At 30.3% G+C, this 17765-nt stretch carries 22 protein-coding genes and 1 other RNA gene; 12 read left to right on the top strand and 11 right to left on the bottom strand.

The features are described 5' to 3' along the window. Positions 1–77 precede the first annotated feature (77 nt). The 3 genes from HA143_RS03860 (at position 78) to HA143_RS03850 (ending at position 1294) form a co-directional block, all read left to right on the top strand. On the top strand, positions 78–245 hold the full coding sequence (locus HA143_RS03860; RefSeq protein ID WP_209083311.1) for a hypothetical protein: 168 nt from the start codon (positions 78–80) through the stop codon (positions 243–245). Between the two features lie 500 nt (positions 246–745). Further along, positions 746–1000 (top strand): chlorophyll a/b-binding protein, encoded by a 255-nt coding sequence (locus HA143_RS03855; protein WP_209083309.1) that lies wholly within the window; start codon positions 746–748, stop codon positions 998–1000. A 96-nt stretch (positions 1001–1096) separates the two neighbouring features. Further along, positions 1097–1294 (top strand): hypothetical protein, encoded by a 198-nt coding sequence (locus HA143_RS03850; RefSeq protein ID WP_209083307.1) that lies wholly within the window; start codon positions 1097–1099, stop codon positions 1292–1294. Between the two features lie 909 nt (positions 1295–2203). Here HA143_RS03850 and HA143_RS03845 read toward each other — a convergent pair. Beyond that, entirely contained in the window at positions 2204–2494 is a 291-nt protein-coding gene (locus HA143_RS03845; RefSeq protein ID WP_209083306.1) for a DUF1651 domain-containing protein, read from the bottom strand. A gap of 497 nt (positions 2495–2991) precedes the next feature. Here HA143_RS03845 and HA143_RS03840 point away from each other — a divergent pair, with 497 nt between their 5' ends. From HA143_RS03840 to HA143_RS03830, 3 genes are read left to right on the top strand one after another with little or no spacing between them, the layout of a single operon-like run. Beyond that, entirely contained in the window at positions 2992–3249 is a 258-nt protein-coding gene (locus HA143_RS03840) for a Notch domain-containing protein (protein WP_209083305.1), read from the top strand. Positions 3250–3280: 31 nt separating this feature from the next. Continuing rightward, complete coding sequence (locus HA143_RS03835) at positions 3281–3487, top strand: hypothetical protein (RefSeq protein WP_209083304.1); 207 nt, start codon at positions 3281–3283, stop codon at positions 3485–3487. Next, positions 3488–4237, top strand: coding sequence for an NAD-dependent DNA ligase (locus HA143_RS03830; RefSeq protein ID WP_209083303.1), 750 nt, complete (start codon positions 3488–3490; stop codon positions 4235–4237). It abuts the gene before it with no gap. Positions 4238–4375: 138 nt separating this feature from the next. Here HA143_RS03830 and HA143_RS03825 read toward each other — a convergent pair whose 3' ends face one another. The 5 genes from HA143_RS03825 to HA143_RS03805 all read right to left on the bottom strand — a co-directional run bounded on the left by HA143_RS03825 (position 4376) and on the right by HA143_RS03805 (position 6522). Continuing rightward, complete coding sequence (locus tag HA143_RS03825) at positions 4376–4528, bottom strand: hypothetical protein (protein ID WP_209083302.1); 153 nt, start codon at positions 4526–4528, stop codon at positions 4376–4378. Further along, complete coding sequence (locus tag HA143_RS03820) at positions 4518–4658, bottom strand: hypothetical protein (protein WP_209083301.1); 141 nt, start codon at positions 4656–4658, stop codon at positions 4518–4520. Before HA143_RS03820 ends, HA143_RS03825 begins: the two co-directional genes overlap by 11 nt. Before the next feature lie 5 nt (positions 4659–4663). Beyond that, the gene (locus HA143_RS03815) at positions 4664–4954 is read right to left on the bottom strand and encodes a DUF1651 domain-containing protein (RefSeq protein ID WP_209083300.1); all 291 of its coding nucleotides are present in this window, start codon (positions 4952–4954) and stop codon (positions 4664–4666) included. A 175-nt stretch (positions 4955–5129) separates the two neighbouring features. Beyond that, positions 5130–5314, bottom strand: a non-coding RNA gene (gene ssrS / locus HA143_RS03810) — 6S RNA. Positions 5315–5331: 17 nt separating this feature from the next. Then, a complete protein-coding gene (locus HA143_RS03805) occupies positions 5332–6522 on the bottom strand; it encodes a 5-(carboxyamino)imidazole ribonucleotide synthase (RefSeq protein WP_209083299.1) in 1191 nt (396 codons plus the stop codon). Positions 6523–6647: 125 nt separating this feature from the next. Between HA143_RS03805 and aroB the strand changes: the two genes are divergently transcribed. Next, the gene (gene aroB / locus HA143_RS03800) at positions 6648–7739 is read left to right on the top strand and encodes a 3-dehydroquinate synthase (protein ID WP_209083298.1); all 1092 of its coding nucleotides are present in this window, start codon (positions 6648–6650) and stop codon (positions 7737–7739) included. Here the strand turns inward: aroB and HA143_RS03795 are convergent. Beyond that, positions 7736–8926 carry an SAM-dependent methyltransferase gene (locus HA143_RS03795; protein ID WP_209083297.1) on the bottom strand — a complete coding sequence of 397 codons (1191 nt, stop codon included), beginning with the start codon at positions 8924–8926 and terminating at the stop codon, positions 7736–7738. The genes aroB and HA143_RS03795 overlap by 4 nt on opposite strands. A 31-nt stretch (positions 8927–8957) precedes the next feature. Here HA143_RS03795 and HA143_RS03790 point away from each other — a divergent pair, with 31 nt between their 5' ends. After that, positions 8958–9755, top strand: a complete 798-nt coding sequence (locus tag HA143_RS03790; RefSeq protein WP_209084459.1) for a TPM domain-containing protein — start codon at positions 8958–8960, stop codon at positions 9753–9755. 23 nt (positions 9756–9778) lie between these two features. On the opposite strand, the gene HA143_RS03785 is transcribed toward HA143_RS03790, so the two are convergent. After that, a complete protein-coding gene (locus HA143_RS03785; protein ID WP_209084450.1) occupies positions 9779–10591 on the bottom strand; it encodes a TIGR04168 family protein in 813 nt (270 codons plus the stop codon). 70 nt (positions 10592–10661) lie between these two features. Between HA143_RS03785 and nadA the strand changes: the two genes are divergently transcribed. Beyond that, positions 10662–11630 carry a quinolinate synthase NadA gene (gene nadA / locus HA143_RS03780; protein WP_257469940.1) on the top strand — a complete coding sequence of 323 codons (969 nt, stop codon included), beginning with the start codon at positions 10662–10664 and terminating at the stop codon, positions 11628–11630. On the opposite strand, the gene HA143_RS03775 is transcribed toward nadA, so the two are convergent. From HA143_RS03775 to HA143_RS03765, 3 genes are all read right to left on the bottom strand, one after another. Next, the gene (locus HA143_RS03775) at positions 11627–12961 is read right to left on the bottom strand and encodes a S41 family peptidase (RefSeq protein WP_209083296.1); all 1335 of its coding nucleotides are present in this window, start codon (positions 12959–12961) and stop codon (positions 11627–11629) included. The two genes, nadA and HA143_RS03775, sit on opposite strands and share 4 nt — an antisense overlap. A gap of 63 nt (positions 12962–13024) precedes the next feature. Continuing rightward, on the bottom strand, positions 13025–14242 hold the full coding sequence (gene ispG, locus HA143_RS03770) for a (E)-4-hydroxy-3-methylbut-2-enyl-diphosphate synthase (protein WP_209083295.1): 1218 nt from the start codon (positions 14240–14242) through the stop codon (positions 13025–13027). A 34-nt stretch (positions 14243–14276) separates the two neighbouring features. Further along, positions 14277–14780 carry a uracil-DNA glycosylase gene (locus HA143_RS03765; RefSeq protein ID WP_209083294.1) on the bottom strand — a complete coding sequence of 168 codons (504 nt, stop codon included), beginning with the start codon at positions 14778–14780 and terminating at the stop codon, positions 14277–14279. Between the two features lie 162 nt (positions 14781–14942). On the opposite strand from HA143_RS03765, the gene HA143_RS03760 reads away from it, so the two are divergent. From HA143_RS03760 to HA143_RS03750, 3 genes are read left to right on the top strand one after another with little or no spacing between them, the layout of a single operon-like run. Continuing rightward, a complete protein-coding gene (locus HA143_RS03760; protein ID WP_209083293.1) occupies positions 14943–16121 on the top strand; it encodes a pyridoxal phosphate-dependent aminotransferase in 1179 nt (392 codons plus the stop codon). A 13-nt stretch (positions 16122–16134) separates the two neighbouring features. Then, positions 16135–17028, top strand: coding sequence for a putative selenate ABC transporter substrate-binding protein (locus HA143_RS03755; RefSeq protein ID WP_209083292.1), 894 nt, complete (start codon positions 16135–16137; stop codon positions 17026–17028). Then, a complete protein-coding gene (locus HA143_RS03750) occupies positions 17025–17762 on the top strand; it encodes an ATP-binding cassette domain-containing protein (protein WP_209083291.1) in 738 nt (245 codons plus the stop codon). Before HA143_RS03755 ends, HA143_RS03750 begins: the two co-directional genes overlap by 4 nt. Positions 17763–17765 lie beyond the last annotated feature (3 nt).

Below are 17765 nucleotides of genomic sequence, written 5' to 3'. Positions count from 1 at the left end.
TATTAACCAGAAAACTGTAAAAATTCATACTTCATACAAAAAAAATATCTTCTAATATTTTTAAAAAGCTATTAAATATGAAGCCAGAACCGAAGAAAAAACTTCCTAATAAAAGAGTTATAAGTTCACCAAAATTCGAGGCTAAAGAGCAATTTACAAAATCTGCATTAGAAAATCTAAAAACGGAAAACGAAAGACTTGTTAATTCACTAAAAAAGTCAGGTGAGATTAAAGAATCAAAATAAACATAAATTTACAGAACAAAAAAAAATTTATTATTATGATCTTTTACCGATCGAGAAATGATTGAAAAGATCTCTCTTGCAAATTCTCATTTACCCCAACTTATAGGTATTGTTCTTATTTCAATAGGCTATACATTAGGTAATAAATTTTATCTTCCCGAAATCAAAAAAAAGTGATTGTATTTAGGTTTAAAGCTTTAATTCGCAAATCAATATTCATTAAAAATATATTCCTATACAAAAATAACTGCTGAATACTGTAATTTCATTAAGCTAGCTACTTTGATAACGACAACACATAAACGTAACACTTAAGTTTTTTTATTAATTTGAAATCCAAAGAAAGTATAAATTAATACGATTTTTTTTAAAACTATGTTACATTTATTAATATAAGTTTAGTTATCCTTTGCCTAAAAGCAGATATAAGGAAATTTCTTATACATACATAATGTCATTTACTCTTATCCTTATTAATTGATCACAGATGAAATATAAAAATGGATGCTCTTACTAGTTTTATCATTGTAATCATTGCAATTACAATCCAATTCTCTTTATATACAATCAAAAGGTTAGAGGAACCTTTAGAACCAAATTATTTGATAGATATAAATTCAAAAAAGATTAAAAACTATATAGGTAAATATTGGAAAAATGCTGAAATGACAAATGGTAGATTAGCAATGATTGGTTTTTTAGTCTTAATAATAAACTACGGATTTTTTGGATGGATAATTCCTGGGTTTATTTAAGCGATAAATATATTTAATAATTTACTAAAATTTATTCTCTCGTTAGAAAAACTCTCCTTTTTAAAAAAAATTTTTTATTATTTAGAAAAATAGTAATTGAGTAATTCTGACTTTGATAAAAATGGATTAGACAGCAATGGAATACATTGGCTACAATATATTGCTTTTGCTATCTCTTGTTTTGCGATATTTACGACCTGGGGATTTTTCTATGATGAAAAATTCCATAATTTAATAATGAATATTATCAGAGTTATTAACTGCAGTGGATTTAACTGTAACGGAGCTTTTTAAAATTCTTTGGCTAATCCAGATTAAAAACAATATTAATATATTATGTCTTTGAAGAAATAAAAAATATCTGTACAAATCTTCAAAAGATACTGATGCTAGGAATTTATAAGTTAAAAGTTTTTAAAACTAATTATGAACTAATGAGAAGAAAAGAAATCACAAAAAACTGGTTTTGGATTCAGGTAGAGTTAGTAACTATCTAAAATTACCCTTGCAAACACATTAGTTAAATAAGAATATATTTTATACTTTAAAATTTAATATGCATAATTTAAGATCTTTTTGAAAAATCAAAAAGGAATGAATCTCCGATAAGAGATACATTCCTGACTTAGCATTAGTTTTATTTAGATTTAAATTTTATAATCTAACTCCTCTGGTGGACTGTCAATCATTAGATCCCTCCGATTCAACAAATTAAACTTACGCCTTACTTAGAAATAAAGTAAATCAGTAAAAATGCTGATTTTATTATTTAATCTATAAAATTGATTTTATTTTTTATAATTTTAAAAAAGTTTGGGTAATTAAAAAATAATGGAAAACTAATTTATCGATTCCTAAAATGTTTGAATTAAATAAGACAATTCTGTTGCATCTAACAAAAGTGCAAAAAAAGTAAGCACAATTAATAGAAATATGGAAAAGTAAAATTGAATCATAATTGACAAGTTACTTAAAAAAAATTTCTTAAGTTGTATAAAATAATGCTTTATTTACAAAATTAAATATCTCTATTTAAAAAAAATTAATTAGAGAATAATTAAGATGCTTCATGAGAAAATATAGTCCTATATTTTTGCCAATACTCAAAACCTTTAAGTAAATGATCAGAATGAGGTATACGTTTTCGTTTTAAAATTGATTCTTGTAGATATTCCCATTTTTACGGATTTAGCTTAATCATGATTACTGGAATTTATTAGTAACAATTTTCCAACCCCCTGAAATTAATTCATTCCATGTTTCATAAGCACACTCAATAGAATGAAGTCTTGAATTTTTAAGTTGGGCTGGTTCACCTAATTCATTTGCATAGAAAAGATGAGTATATACCTTTAAATTATTAGATACAGATTTCTTATGACTCTCAAAAAAAATTAATAAACCACTTTTTTGGTTAAACAACCAGCCAGTTGGGGGGTCAATAAGACTGCCACGATAAAAATTAGTCCAAACATTAGCCACTCCTGATGCCATGAGGATAATACTCTTGTACTATTAATATATATGTACTATTCGCCGACGTCAAGTATTCTTTCTTGGGAATTATTTAAAAACAAAAATTCCTTTCCAGAAATAAGCGGATTTAACATCTTACTTATGGATAGTTTATAAAAGTAAAATCTTCAAGAAGAAAATATCATTAAATAATAAACCAATAAAAAATATGTATCGGAATCCCTTCTAATTAGGATGGAATAAAGGTTCTTTCTTCTATTTATTTACAAGGCTTCATAGCCATAATCAAAGCAAAAGGTTTTGACATTTCTATTACAACAAAAGTTGAATAATGAGAATCACCCTCAGAATCAGCAGATAGATTAGTCTCTAAAGAAAAAAGGATTAGAGAATCAAGGTATTATTCATGGGATAGATTCATTAATAAACAACAATAAATTAAATAGTCCTTCAAATATTAAAGTATTTTGTTGACAGTCAATTTAAAATAGAAGTTAGTTAGTTAGTTATTTCTCGTGTCCAATAAATTTTATGACTGGTGGAAAAACCATAGAAAAGTTGTAACCTATGGAGCTTTTCTCGTCTTATTTGGTTTTTATTTATCTCCTGTTGTAAAAGAAGCAAGCTATAAAAACCAATGCATTAAGCACTCTAATAAAGGCGCATTAACTAAATTTAATAAAGAGGATATCGGAGAAACCTTATTAGAAGAAACAGGTTTAAAAGTTGAAGAACTAGCCAAGATTGAAGGTTATAAGAATTGCATAAATTAAACAATTTACAAAAATTATGCTGAGTTTTTGAATGATTAAGCTTGTGTTCAAACTAATTTTCTTAATATTATTATTTGTATTTATATCTATAAGTCCAAAAACAAGATATATGATTGGCATATCATTAGATCAGATTTCTTCATTTCTTTTGTGGACTGTTAAATCTGAAGATAGAGAAAAATGGATTATAGATAAACCAAGTTGGATTCCTAGCCAAAAACATCAGCCATCGTATTAAATGAAGACTTATTTAGAAGAACGAATTGAATGGTATGACGAAAACTATAGAAATGGTAATGCTTTAATCACTGATAAGCAGTTTGACCAACTTGAAAAGAATTTATTAAGAACAAACCCTAAGTGTGATTACTTTAAAAAGAAAAATAAACTAATTTTGCCTTCATTAGAGAAGGATTCAATAGATGAATTTTTGAAAGGGTTATTACCTGATACCAGGTTATTAATTGAACCAAAAATTGATGGTTGCGCTGTTGCTTTGCAATATATGGATGGAACCTTGGAGAAAGCAATTTCAAGAGAAGGAACTGACGTAACTAGTAAACTTATAAAAGTTGAAGACATCCCATCCCATCTACCTATTCGAGGAGTTCTTCAAGTTAGAGGTGAACTATACGCACCCAACCAAAATCCAGATATTTCCCAAAGAATTGCTTCTGGATTTCTGAGAGCTAGAGAAGGATTTTCTGAAAGTCTCAGTTTTTGTGCATTTCAAATACTTAATTCAAAACTCAACCAATGTGAATCCAAAAAGAATCTTTCTAAGCTAGGTTTCACAATCCCTCAGGATATTTATTGTAATTTTACTAGCCAAGTCAAAGTATATAGAAACCAATGGCTAGAAGGGAAACTTTTTAGGAAATATCCAACAGATGGAATAGTAGTAAAGATAAATTCGAGAAAATTACAATTAATAAGAGAAAAATCAAATTTAGATTATCCTTATTGGCAAGTGGCAATAAAAATTTAATGGAACTAATACACCAGATTTTTCCTCCTTGGCATATCTACTTGGACATGTTTTTGATTGGTTTTGGAACTTACGGTTTTCTAAGAATTACGAAAAGAATAAAAAGCAAATAAATCATTAATAAATAAAGTTTTTAAATCAACCGTGGTCTTTAAGTATGGCTCTAAGTTGTTCGCTATCCAATTGCTCGAGATAATTTCTCATTGCCAACCAAGATCTTCTGCTTTCTAACTTTCCGCTTTGCTTAAATAAATTTGCGGAAACTTGATCTATCAATTCCTTATGAGTCATATTTATATTCTTCATCAAGTTCAATAACAATACCATTAAAAAATTCTGCTAGTAATTTTGATGGGTCTTGGATAGATACATTTTTATCTAGTTTTGATGATTTTTTTTTGATTAGATTTAAGTTAGTCATGATGATTAAGGTAATTCAAGTTCTTCAAAAGTCCAACCTTCTAATTGAAGGTAATGCCATTTATCCCAAGCGTCATCCAAATACATTTGAGTTGATGATTTAATTGCCGTTGGCTCACCAAGATCATTAGCATAATATGTATGAGCAAAAATTCTCATACTATTTCTTAGAGATTTTTTATTCCTTACAAATAAAATTAATCTGCTGCGGTCCGGACTAAGCAACCAACCACTTGGGGAATTATTACGATAACCGTAAGAAAAATTAGTCCAAACATCAGCTCCTCCTAAAGTCATTACCAAGTAATACGTATGTACTATTAATATAAGTGTATCAGGAATGGGTCGTCAAGTATTTTGGTAAACAAATTATTTATACTCACCAAGCCTGAATTAGAAGAACGAAAAAAATAACTACAATTACATCAAAAAGAGAAAGACTCAAAACCCAGTTATAAGAATGGGTTTAAGTCTTAATACCGGATCCCCGTCAGTTCTCTGCTGCATCGACCTGGAAATGCCAGAAGAGGATTCAAAGTGGGCTTTCGTTTCCGATTACAAGATCGGTTTACTACCGCATCACGACAGTCTCCTCATGTCGAAAGAGAGTCAGATCAGAGCACATAAAGAAGAACTTAACCAAAGATCCAGTAACTTAACTCTAACTTATTTTTTTATACATTTGGAGATGGCCAAATGTCTCTTACCATAGTTAATAAAACTTGTGATTCATCGTATCTTTCTGCATGCGTTTTACCATTTAATAAAAATGTAATGTGAGCCATTTTTCTTCCCAGAATTTCTCGAGATTTGCCATAACAATGAATATTAGAACCCTCAATTTCAGATAACATTTTAACTCTTGTTTCCATTGAAATTGGGAAATTCTTTTTTAATCCCAGTAAATTTATCATAATTGCCCCTTCGCAGTTCATTTTAATTTCGGGTGGTATTATCCCAGAAGAAATGCAAATATATTGATCAAACTGACTTGAAGTACAAGCTTCAATAGAAAAATGAGCTGAGTTATGAGTTCTAGGAGCTATTTCATTAATCAAAAGACCATTTAATCCATAAAAGAATTCAATAGCTAAAACCCCAACGTAATTAAGTTCATTTACTATTGAAGAGAAAATATTTATTGCAAATAAATTTAAATCATATTCAGTTGTCGCAGGCGCAAAAACCCAATCACAAACATGGTTTGATTGGAATGTCTCAATGATTGGAAAGAATCTTATCTTACCGGTTATATCTCTCGAACCAACAAGAGCTAGTTCTTTTTCATAATCTATCCATTCTTCTATTAACCATTCATCAGAATTAGTCTCTGTTAAAAAAGAATCTAAATCTTCTTTTGTCTTTATTTTTTTGTTCCCTTTACCGTCATATCCACCTTTATTTGATTTTGCCATTAAAGGGAAGCTCCAATTATTGATTTCCTCATCCGAGAGATTTTTAAAATCTTCAATACTTATCCATTTTGGACAGGGTATCTTCATACTATCTATTAATTTTTTTTGAGAAAACCTATCTACTAAGGGCTTAATTGCATTAAGGCTTGGGACGAAAATATCATTATTGTCAATTAAATTTAATTTATCAATTTGTATCCATTCATTTTCAAAAATTATTTTTTCACACTCATTAATTAATGATTTATTACCCCTTATCTTTAAAGGATCAGCTTCTATGACATGATCTGCTTTTAAGCCGGCAGGATCATCAAACGATTTTGTTTGAACACATACTTCTAAATCTCTTTTTTTTGCTGCCTCAGTTAACATCAAAGCCAGTTGCCCCCCTCCAATTATTCCTAGAGAATAATTTTTCTTAATAATGTTTATATTTTTTTTTAAACTCATAGCATGATTTTATTACGATTTCTAATTCTTAACAACTGATTTTTTAAGTATCTAGAGCTTAAATTTTGCTAATATATAAAATATTTAATACTAAATATTTATAAATTTAAACTAGGTAATTAATTGTGCATAATAGAAAGATATTAGTTCCATTAGGTGATAAGTCATACGAAGTAACTATAGAAGCAGGAATACTCAATAATATCTGCGAAGAACTTTTAAAAATTGGAATAACAAAAAATAGAAAAATACTTGTAATTTCAAACAAAGAAATATCAAATTTATATGGAGAAAAATTATTAAGTCATTTCAAACATAATAATTTTCAAGCCCAAATATTTCTTATCAAGGCTGGAGAATCACATAAAAACTTGAAAACTTTAAGTGAAATATATGACATTGCATTTGAATTTGGTTTAGATAGAAATTCAATAATCATTGCTCTTGGAGGAGGAATTGTTGGAGATGTAAGTGGTTTTGCTGCGGCGACTTGGCTGAGAGGTATCGAATATATTCAGATACCAACAACATTATTATCTATGGTTGATTCATCCGTCGGAGGGAAAACAGGGGTAAATCATCCTAAAGGCAAAAATTTAATTGGAGCTTTCAATCAACCTAAAGCAGTTTTTATTGACCCAGAAACTTTAAAAAGTTTGCCCAAAAGAGAATTTTGTGCGGGCATGGCCGAAGTAATAAAATACGGAGTCATAAGAGATAAAGAACTTTTCGAATACTTAGAAATTGAAAAGAACAAAGATGAACTTATCAACCTCAAAAATGAATATTTAATTAAAATAATTTATAGTTCAATTAAAACGAAGTCTTATATTGTTTCTCAAGACGAACATGAAAATGGTATTAGAGCAATATTGAATTATGGTCATTCTTTTGGTCACGTTATTGAAAATTTATGTGGATACGGAAAATTTCTACATGGTGAGGCCATATCAATTGGGATGAATATTGCGGGGAAAATAGCAATTGAGAAAGGTTTATGGTCTAAAGAAGAATTAAAAAGACAGCGGAATCTTTTGGATAGTTACGATCTTCCTAGCGATATCCCCAGAATAAATAAGGAAGACGTTCTAACAATACTTATGGGCGACAAAAAAGTTCGTGATGGCAAAATGAGATTCATCTTACCGAAAAAAATTGGTGAAGTAGATATATATGATGACGTAAAGGATTCATTATTTTTAAAGTTTTTTTCTTAACGCAAGCAGGTTGAATTTATATTCATTTTCTTCTCCTTAAACTTATTAAAAACAAACCACTTAAAATCACCAAGACATACAGGATCAACAAGTCTCAGTAATGCCTCTCTTCTTAAAAGGGCATTAGATAAATCCTCCTTAAATTCTTTCTGAATTCCATAAAGTCTCTCTGCTAATCCAAGTGCTAACAACGCCTCTCCTTGTTTAGTGATCCCAACATTATTAAATCCAAGAGTCTCAGCATCATTAATTAAAGTTTCTATACACACATGAGATGTCAAATCGCAATTCCCAGGAGAATCTAGGACATTATTCATCATTTTTTGATTTTCATAAGAAACTATCGTCCCATCAGAATTCTTAGAGGTATAGTATTTTTTAGCTTCTTTAGCGTAATCAATTATCAATAAAATACCATTATTGATTTTTCCATAAAGAGCTTTTAACCATTTTGAGTTATCAACATGCCATTCTGTCGTCCATCCTTCAAGGGCATCTTTAGGAGGAATAGTTATGCCCAATCCATTTTTAGCAAGTTCGATACTTTTTCCCAATTCACTTGTAATTGGCATATTATCAAAAATTAATTTGCCTGATTTTTTGTCTATAGATACTGCTTGTCGAAATAAGTTTCCTTTTGAAAAGGTTATTCTCTCTACTGGCAAAGCATCTAAAACCTCATTTGCTATTACAATTCCATTGATGTTATTTTCCTCTATTTCTTCCAAACCTTTCCATAAAATATCAATACCTAAGTATAAAAATTCCTCCAATTTGTTTTTTTGTTTTTCTACCATCCCTTTATTAGGTTCAATGATTACAAAGGAAACTCCTTCCAAAAAATTCTTACTACTTCCTAATAAATATTTAATTAATCCACTCATAAAGCTTCCATCTCCAGCTCCAAATTCAATTACAGCTAATTTCTCATTTGATAAGAAACAACTTTTGAACTGAGTCAACCAATCTTCTATTTGTTTTCCAACCAAAAAAGCAAAATCATCTGATAAAGAGGGTGATGTAACAAAATCACCTCGAACACCCAACTCAGCTTTACCGCTGCCGTAATAACCATTAATAGGATCATTTAAAACAAAATTCATATATTCATAAAAACTTATAGTCCCACCCATTTTTGTTATTTTTTTTACTAACCAATCAGGATTATTCGCGGGTAAGCTATTCATCAGCGAAAATATGAAGAGACAAAAATTATTTATGCCTTCAAAGATTAACTATTTATTGGGAATATTTCTATCTATAGTAATTTTAATTTCACATAAACCCGTTTTCGCTATAAATAATCCAAATCTCTTACCAGAGGAAAAAACACCCGTCATTGATTTAGCTAAAACATTAAGCCCTAATCAGAAAAAATCTTTAGAGGATAAGCTCAACAATCTAGAAATTGAAAGTGGATGGAAAATTAAATATTTATCTCAGTTTGAGAGTTCTCCTGGTAGCGCAATAAAGGACTATTGGGATTTAGATGAGACAAGTTTATTAATAGTTGCAGATCCTAGAGGAGGTAATTTGCTGAACTTTAACGTCGGAGAGGCTTATTTTAATTTTATGCCAAGATTATTTTGGGTTGAACTTCAAACAAGATTTGGGAATCAATATTATGTAAAAGATCATGGTGAAGATGGTGCAGTACTAGATGCAATTAATTCAGTAAAGATTTGTCTTGAGAGAGGAGGCTGTCAAGTTGTGCCAGGCTTACCTAAAGAGCAATATATATGGACTTTGTGTACCTCTATTCTTGGAGGTTTAATCGCTGGTTTCGCCTCTGCTCCAAGAAAAGAAGGTAAGGTCATATCAATTGGATTTTTAGCTCTTCTTTCTCCTTTATGGGGAATGTTATTTGGAATTTTTGGTTTAGCACCTATAATATCCAGAACAAATGATTTGTTACCCTTATTTAAAAATAGTTTAGCTTTTACAGCCGCAGGAATTGCGGGGTATATTTTATCTCAAACATTTTCTTCAAGATATGAAAAACCCAAAAATACTTAAAATTTGATCAAAAGTATTTAATCTTAAAAAAATTTATCTTCTTCACAAATTTCACCAGACTCTGAATACCATCGGTGAGAAATATGTCTTAATTTCTTTTTTTCAAACTCGATCCATGAAAAGTTAATTAATAATTTTCCATCTTCATCAGTTTTATATCTTGGTACTACAGCAGTATTGAAATAAAATGTTCCTTTACTATCAATTTTAAACATCTCTCTTAAACCAAGATTTCTTTTAAGCCGATTGTGCATATGGCCAAAAATTACAAGATCAACTTTCCTTTTCTTTTGTATTTGTGAAATAGCAAAAGACAAATCTCTATCTCCCCAATCTAAAGAGGGTAATTTCCAATCTTTCCCACAAATACTGTTAGGTTGTGAACCTAAACCAGAAGGGCCAGCATGAGACATAATTATTAAAGGTATATCTTCAATAGTCTCTTCTGAACATTTGATGATTTTATTTATTGAATCTTGTTCGGTGATAGGCCCATAAACTCCTTTAACTTCTTTTGAAAGATAATAACCACCACCAGAACTACATGGTCTTGCAGATAGTAAATTTATTTTATTTTCAAAAACTTTCAAATCCCATGCGCAATATTTCCCACCAAGAACACGTATCTGCTTTGAGAGAATTTCACCAGTAGAATCCTTCCCCCTATCATGATTACCTAAAATCACAAAAGTAGGGATGTTAATCTCATTGATTTTTTTAATTATTTTTACACTCCCATCAGAAATATCACCAACAAATAAAACAATATTTGGTTTAATAATCGATAAAACTTTTAAGTCTAATTCAGACCATTGACCATGACAGTCACCAACAATAGCAATTTTTAAATTTGTCAGAATTTTTTCTGTTTAAAGGCATATAATCTATTTAGAGATATTCTAAATCCTGACCAGTATAACTTCTACTGCAAAACAGAAATCCATTCAAAGCCAAGAAGATTTGATTTCTGAAATAAAAAAGCGTTGCAAAAAAGCTAATGCCATTATTCTGGCGCACTATTATCAAGCTCCAGAGATTCAAGAAATTGCAGATTTTATTGGAGATTCATTAGATCTATCTAGAAAAGCAGCAGACAACGATGCAGATATAATAATTTTCTGCGGGGTACACTTTATGGCCGAAACTGCAAAAATACTAAGCCCAACTAAAACAGTATTATTACCCGATATAGATGCAGGATGCTCATTAGCTGACGATTGTCCCTCAGATAAATTTCAAAAATTCAGGGAAGAGAATCCAGACCACTTTGTAGTAAGTTACATAAATTGCACTGCAGAAGTAAAAGCTCAAAGTGATCTGATATGTACAAGCAGTAATGCAGTAGCATTAGTTAACAAGATCCCTGAAGATAAAAAGATAATCTTTGCACCCGATCAGAATCTCGGAAGATGGGTACAAAAAAATTCAGGAAGAAATCTTAAATTATGGCCTGGCAGCTGCATTGTTCATGAATCATTTAGTGAAGAAGCTCTATTAAAATTAAAATACCAAAATCCAGGAGCAAAAGTTATTGCTCATCCTGAATGTAGTCAAAATTTACTAGTTCTCTCCGACTTTATTGGATCAACCAGTAAACTGCTTGATTTCGTCACCAAAGATACATCTAAAACTTACATGGTATTAACTGAACCTGGAATAATACATCAAATGAAAAAGAAAGAACCCAATAAAATTTTTATTGAAGTTCCAGACATAGAAGGTTGTAAATGTAACGAGTGTCCATATATGAAATTAAATACTTTAGAAAAAATTCTTAATTGTTTGAAAAACAATTCCCCGTCTATCGAACTTGACCCAGAAATAAGAAGAAAAGCCTATGTACCAATAAAGAGAATGTTGGATATGAGTGATTAATTTAATGAAAACACTTTATTTTCCTTACTAATTTTTAAGAATGCATTCAGGTTTTTAGTGGCAGGGTTAAACCGGCTTATCTGATTTCTCACTTTAATTATATTTATCAGCTCTTTTTCACCTGCTTTATATTGTTTATCTTTTCTAGTTCCAATCTGTCTTGGAAGAATAGGATTAATATTCATTTTTACTTCTATGTCTGGGAAAATTCCAGATTTATTTATATCAGTGCCGTTAGGAGTTAAATACTTAGCTACTGTAACAGTTAGCCCTGAACCATCAACTAAAGTTCTCATGGATTGAACTAGACCTTTCCCAAAAGTTTTCTTCCCAACTAATTTTCCTCTTTTGTTATCTTTTATTGCCCCGGAAACTATTTCGCTAGCACTAGCAGAACCCTCATTAACTAAAACAACTAAGGGCTTTTTTGTTAAAGCTTGACCGTTTCCTCTTTTTGTTTCTTTTAAACCGTCTTTACTTAAAGTACTTACTATTACTCCTTTGTTAATGAAATGTCTAGAGATATCAATGCTTGATTCTAATAAGCCTCCAGGATTACTTCTTAAGTCAATAACATATCCTGCGACTTTTTTTGTTTCTAAATCCTTAATAGCATCTCTTGTCTCTCTTGATGCATTTGCATTAAATTGTTTAATTCTTACGTAGCCAATTAATAAACCGTTTTTGGCTTGATTGACTTTACTTGAAACAGATTTTATTTCAATCTTTTCTCTTGATAAAATCTTAAAAAAGGACTTAGAACCTCTAAGAATTTCAAGCTTAACTTTAGTACCTCTTTGTCCTCTTATTAATTTCACGGCATCGTCTATATTCATACCTTCAGTAGAAATATTATCTATAGATAATATTTTATCTCTAGCTTTAATTCCAGCATCAAATGCAGGTGTGTCCTCTATAGGAGAAATAATTATTAAATCATCAGATTCTTTATCTTTAACTATTTGGATACCAACTCCAGTTAATTCACCAGAAGTATCAATTCTCATTTGATTAAATTCCTTAGGTTCTAAAAATCTTGTATATGAATCATCTAAATTCGATAGCATATCTCTAATCGCATCATATGCTTCATTACTGTCTGAGTATGTTTTTGATAAAAATTCTTTTCTTAGCTTAATCCAATTAGACTTTTGAAATTTACCACTTGAATCAAGAAAATCTCTATATATAATTTGCCAAACATGATCAATCACTTCTTTATAACTATTATTTAAAACTGTTGCTTCTGCAAAATTATTAAAAAACATTCCAGAAAAGGTTGTCGTAAATAAAATTATAAAAGTTTTTTTAAGCAATTTTCTTATCTTCAAAGAATTAATTGTTTTCTATATTATAAAAAAAATTTATTTAAAATCTCAAAATTTGACAAATCCTTAAGGATCAATCCACTTACCATCATCCTTAATAAGTTGGATTAAAGCATTAACCCCCTCGTCTTCAGGAACTCTTTTTATCTCTTCTTTCCTTCTATATAAGGCAATAGTTCCTTTACCTTTCCCAACATAACCATAATCAGCATCTGCCATTTCCCCTGGCCCATTTACGATACATCCCATTATTGCTATATCTAATCCAGTTAAATGAGAAGTAGCATTCCTAACTTTGTCTACGACTTCTTCTAGATTGAAAAGTGTTCTTCCACAACTAGGGCAACTGATATATTCGACCATCGTTTTTCTTAATCCCAAAGATTGCAAAATTGAATAGCATACTGGAATTTCCTTTTCTGGGGCTTCTGTTAAAGAAACCCTAATGGTATCTCCTAATCCCTCTGCCAGAAGCGTTCCGATTCCTGCAGTACTTTTAATCCTTCCATAATCACCATCTCCAGCTTCCGTCACTCCTAAATGTAGGGGATAGTTATATCCTTCTGAATCAAGCCTATCTGCAACCATCCTGTAAGCTGCCATCATGACCGGGGCCCTTGAAGCTTTCATAGAAATAATTATATTATGAAAATCAAGCTCATCACAAATCTTGACGAACTCCATCGCAGATTCTGTCATTCCCAATGGAGTATCTCCATAAGTAAAAAGCATTCTCTCAGATAAAGAGCCATGATTAACTCCAATCCTTAAAGCTTTGTTTTCAGCCTTTAAAACTTCTACTAAAGGGGTAAATCTTTTAAGTATTGTTTGTTTAATAGTTTCAAATTCTTCATCTGTATATTCGGTTCTTGTGGGGTCTGCTTTCTCAAATACAAACAATCCAGGATTGATTCTTACTTTATCAACATGTTTTGCAACCTCCATTGCAATTTTCATGCCATTATGATGGACATCAGCAACCAAGGGAGTGTTGATATTATTTTCTAATAATTTTTCTTTTATATCACCTACTGCTTTTGCATGTGCTAGGGAAGGAACAGTTAATCTTACTATTTCACAACCAACATCATGAAGTCTTTTGATTGCTAAGAAAGCATTTTCGACATCCATAGTATCTTCATTTATCATTGATTGGACTCTTACTGGATAATCACTTCCAATAGCTATATCACCAACCATTACTGTTCTAGTTATCCTCCTCTCAATATGAGTTGAATATCTTTTGGAGAGACTATTAACCTCTTTGGGTTGAGTTAATGACATTAAAATTCTTGATATTCAAAAAGGATTCACTAAATTATAAGGCATATAGTTTACCACTTACATTCTCTAGGTCTTTTAAAGTTAGATGATAAGGTTTATTGATTTCTTTTGAAGGGAATCTCAACAAATAAGATGGATGAAAAATGACCATGAGTTCTCTCCCATCTTTTTTAATCCATTGACCTCTTAAATTACTTATAGGATCTTTAACTTCTAAAATAGCTCTCATAGCAGTCGAACCAGTAAGTAATATAAATTTCGGATCAACTAGTTTTATTTGTTGTAATAACCACGGTTTATGAATATTAATTTCTCTGGTCGTCGGTTTTCTATTATTAGGGGGACGACATTTAATTACATTACAAAAATAAACATCCTCCTTGTAATTAATCCCCGCTTTTATCAATAATTCGTTTAATAATTTACCAGATTTACCAACATAAGGTTTTCCCTCTAAGTCTTCCTTTGCTCCAGGTGCTTCACCAATTATTAACAAATCTGCAAATACACTTCCTCTTCCAATAACTAACCTTTTCACTGAAAATTAAACTTAAAATACTTTTTATCTTAAGGACTCAAAACATGAAAATAAAATAGATTAAGAAAATGAACTAAATTTAACCATTCTGTGATAGTTTTACCTATTCTTAATTTATGCATTTTTCATTATTAAAAGTCATATTTGAAAAGCTATAAATCAATGAGTAAAGTTAATTTATCTGAACGGGCACTTTCAATTGAGCCCTCACTGACACTGCAGATAAGTGCCAAAGCAAATCAATTAGCGGCAGAAGGACTAGATATTTGTAATTTAAGTGCTGGAGAGCCTGATTTTAATGCCCCAAAAGAAGTTATTGAGGCTACAAGTAAAGCTATATTTGAAGGATTTACAAAGTATGGGCCAGCAGCGGGTAATTTAGATCTCCGAAAAGCAATTGCGAATAAACTTCAAATTCAAAACAACTTAAATATTGAATTTGAAAATGTAATGGTCACAAATGGAGCTAAACAAGCAATATATAATCTTTTCCAAGTTTTATTAAATGATGGAGACGAAGTTATAATACCAACTCCATACTGGTTAAGTTATCCCCAGATGGTTAGGTTGGCTGGTGGAAAGCCAATCTTCACTAATTCTTCTGCTGAAGATGGATTTAAAATAAATATAAATGATTTGAAGTCTAAAATCTCTTCAAAAACCAAATTTATAATTATCAATTCTCCCAATAACCCTACTGGAAGAGTAATGTCAAAGGAAGAATTATTGCAAATTACTTATATAGCCAGAGAAAATCCAAATATCAATATTCTTTCTGATGAGATTTACGAACTAATCCTTAAAAAAGAATTTAAACACTACAGTTTATCTACACTAGCAAATGACTTAAAAGATAGAATTTTCATAATAAATGGGTTTGCGAAAGGGTGGGCCATGACTGGCTGGAGGATAGGTTATTTAGTAGGTCCCAAAGATGTAATCAAAGCATCCTCAGCATTACAAAGTCAAAGTACCAGTAATGTTTGCTCTTTTGTTCAAAAAGGTGCTTTAGAGGCTTTAAAAATTAATAATGAGTTTTTCTCAATGATAAATAAACATTATGATCAAAGAAGAAGTCTTCTATATGAGGGCCTTAAGAATATAAATGGGATTTATATTGAAGAACCTAATGGAGCATTTTACGCATTTCCAAGATTACCTAACTCCTCAATTACTTCTGTTGATTTCTGCAATAAAGTTCTTCAAGATTATGGATTAGTTGTTGTCCCTGGAAAAGCTTTTGGGGCTGACGAATGTATAAGAATGTCTTGTGCAGCTTCAGAGATTAAAATAAAAGATGGACTAGAAAGGCTTAAAAAAGCACTCTCTGAATATTATTAATTTAAATTCAAATATGTTTAAGATAAAAAATTTCCTACTAAGTTCATCTCTATTATTTTCTATCTTTTCATCACCTGTATTTTCCAATCCCAAAGTTTTAAAAGTTGGAGCAATACCTGATCAAAATCAAGATGTTTTGGACAAAAGATTTAATTTATTTTCAAAAGAATTATCCAAACAACTTGATGTAGAAGTTAAATACATTCCTGTTATTAATTATGTTGCAGCAGTAACTGGATTTAGGACTAAAGATTTAGATTTAGTTTGGTTTGGCGGTTTATCAGGAGTTCAAGCAAGATTACAAACTCCTAATTCAATTGTCATAGCTCAAAGAGATATCGATAAGGAATTTAAAAGTGTTTTTATAGTAAACAAAAATTTAGAACTTAACTCAATTTCAAATATTAAAGGACTTAAAAAACTAAAGAATTTAAGATTTACTTTTGGCTCTAAAAATTCAACTTCTGGAAGATTAATGCCAGAATATTTCCTAAATCGAGCAGGGGTAGAAATTAAACATTTTAAAGGTAAAAAAGCAGGTTTTAGTGGGAGTCATGATACCACAATAGCTTTGGTTAATAGTGGGGCATTTGATGCTGGTGCTTTAAATAAACAAGTTTGGGAAAAAAACCTTAAAAATTATCCCAAAAGAACTAGTAATTTACAATTATTCTGGATTACCCCAGAATATGTTGACTATCATTGGGTTGCTCAAGGAGATCTTGAAAATAGATTCGGGGAAGGGTTTACCAAACAACTTAAAAGCGTAATTCTAAATTTAGATATAAAGAAAAAATCACATAAAAAGATACTAGATATGTTCAATGCAAAAAGATTTATTAATGCAGAAGCAAAACAGTATAAAAATATAGAGGATATCGGGAGGAAATTAAATAAAATTAGATGAAGAATACTCTCTTAGAATTAAAAAATATATCTTATAAATACAAAAATAATCTGATTCTAAATAAAGTAAATTTAAAAATCAATTCAGGTGAGAAAATTGCACTTTTAGGTAAAAGTGGTTCAGGGAAAACTAGTCTTATATCAGTGCTTAATGGTACTATCAAGCCCACTAAAGGTGAGGTTAAATTATTCAACAAAAGTTTCGAGGAATTAGATAGAAAGCAGAAACGTAAGATAGCAACTATTTGGCAAGATTTAAGATTAATAGAAGATCTCTCAGCAGAACAAAATGTTAATTGTGGACTACTAGCGGAAAACAATTTTTATTTCGCCTTTAAAAATTTGCTAAATATAATTTCTTTTAAGAAGGCTCATAAATATATGAAATTATGTAACCTTGATCACTCTATTTACGCCAAAAATATCAAAAAACTTTCAGGAGGGCAAAAACAAAGGGTGGCTATAGCTAGATCATTAATTCAAGGATCAAATATATTACTTGCAGATGAGCCTTTTAATAATTTAGACCCCAAATTGATAACAGTAATTAAAAACCTGCTATTAAAAAATGTAGATAAAAATAATATAAAATCCCCAAAGACAACATTAGTTGCATTACATAGATTAGATTTGCTCAATGATTTCGATAAAGTTATTGGGATAAGGGATGGTAAAATTCTTTTCAATATTGAAAGAACTAACTTAAGGAAGTTTCATTTAGACAAACTATATTAATTA

It is taken from the genome of Prochlorococcus marinus CUG1415, from assembly GCF_017696015.1.
Classification (GTDB): Bacteria; Cyanobacteriota; Cyanobacteriia; order PCC-6307; family Cyanobiaceae; genus Prochlorococcus_A; species Prochlorococcus_A marinus_AE.
This window is presented reverse-complemented; position numbering and strand designations above follow the sequence as displayed.

Coding starts and splice junctions, on each gene's coding strand:
- HA143_RS03860 (WP_209083311.1), top strand. CDS start 78: ATGAAGCCAGAACCGAAGAAAAAACTTCCTAATAAAAGAGTTATAAGT.
- HA143_RS03855 (WP_209083309.1), top strand. CDS start 746: ATGGATGCTCTTACTAGTTTTATCATTGTAATCATTGCAATTACAATC.
- HA143_RS03845 (WP_209083306.1), bottom strand. CDS start 2,494: ATGGCATCAGGAGTGGCTAATGTTTGGACTAATTTTTATCGTGGCAGT.
- HA143_RS03835 (WP_209083304.1), top strand. CDS start 3,281: ATGATTAAGCTTGTGTTCAAACTAATTTTCTTAATATTATTATTTGTA.
- HA143_RS03830 (WP_209083303.1), top strand. CDS start 3,488: ATGAAGACTTATTTAGAAGAACGAATTGAATGGTATGACGAAAACTAT.
- HA143_RS03825 (WP_209083302.1), bottom strand. CDS start 4,528: ATGACTCATAAGGAATTGATAGATCAAGTTTCCGCAAATTTATTTAAG.
- HA143_RS03820 (WP_209083301.1), bottom strand. CDS start 4,658: ATGACTAACTTAAATCTAATCAAAAAAAAATCATCAAAACTAGATAAA.
- HA143_RS03815 (WP_209083300.1), bottom strand. CDS start 4,954: ATGACTTTAGGAGGAGCTGATGTTTGGACTAATTTTTCTTACGGTTAT.
- HA143_RS03805 (WP_209083299.1), bottom strand. CDS start 6,522: ATGAGTTTAAAAAAAAATATAAACATTATTAAGAAAAATTATTCTCTA.
- HA143_RS03795 (WP_209083297.1), bottom strand. CDS start 8,926: ATGAATAGCTTACCCGCGAATAATCCTGATTGGTTAGTAAAAAAAATA.
- HA143_RS03790 (WP_209084459.1), top strand. CDS start 8,958: ATGCCTTCAAAGATTAACTATTTATTGGGAATATTTCTATCTATAGTA.
- ispG (WP_209083295.1), bottom strand. CDS start 14,242: ATGTCATTAACTCAACCCAAAGAGGTTAATAGTCTCTCCAAAAGATAT.
- HA143_RS03760 (WP_209083293.1), top strand. CDS start 14,943: ATGAGTAAAGTTAATTTATCTGAACGGGCACTTTCAATTGAGCCCTCA.
- HA143_RS03755 (WP_209083292.1), top strand. CDS start 16,135: ATGTTTAAGATAAAAAATTTCCTACTAAGTTCATCTCTATTATTTTCT.
- HA143_RS03750 (WP_209083291.1), top strand. CDS start 17,025: ATGAAGAATACTCTCTTAGAATTAAAAAATATATCTTATAAATACAAA.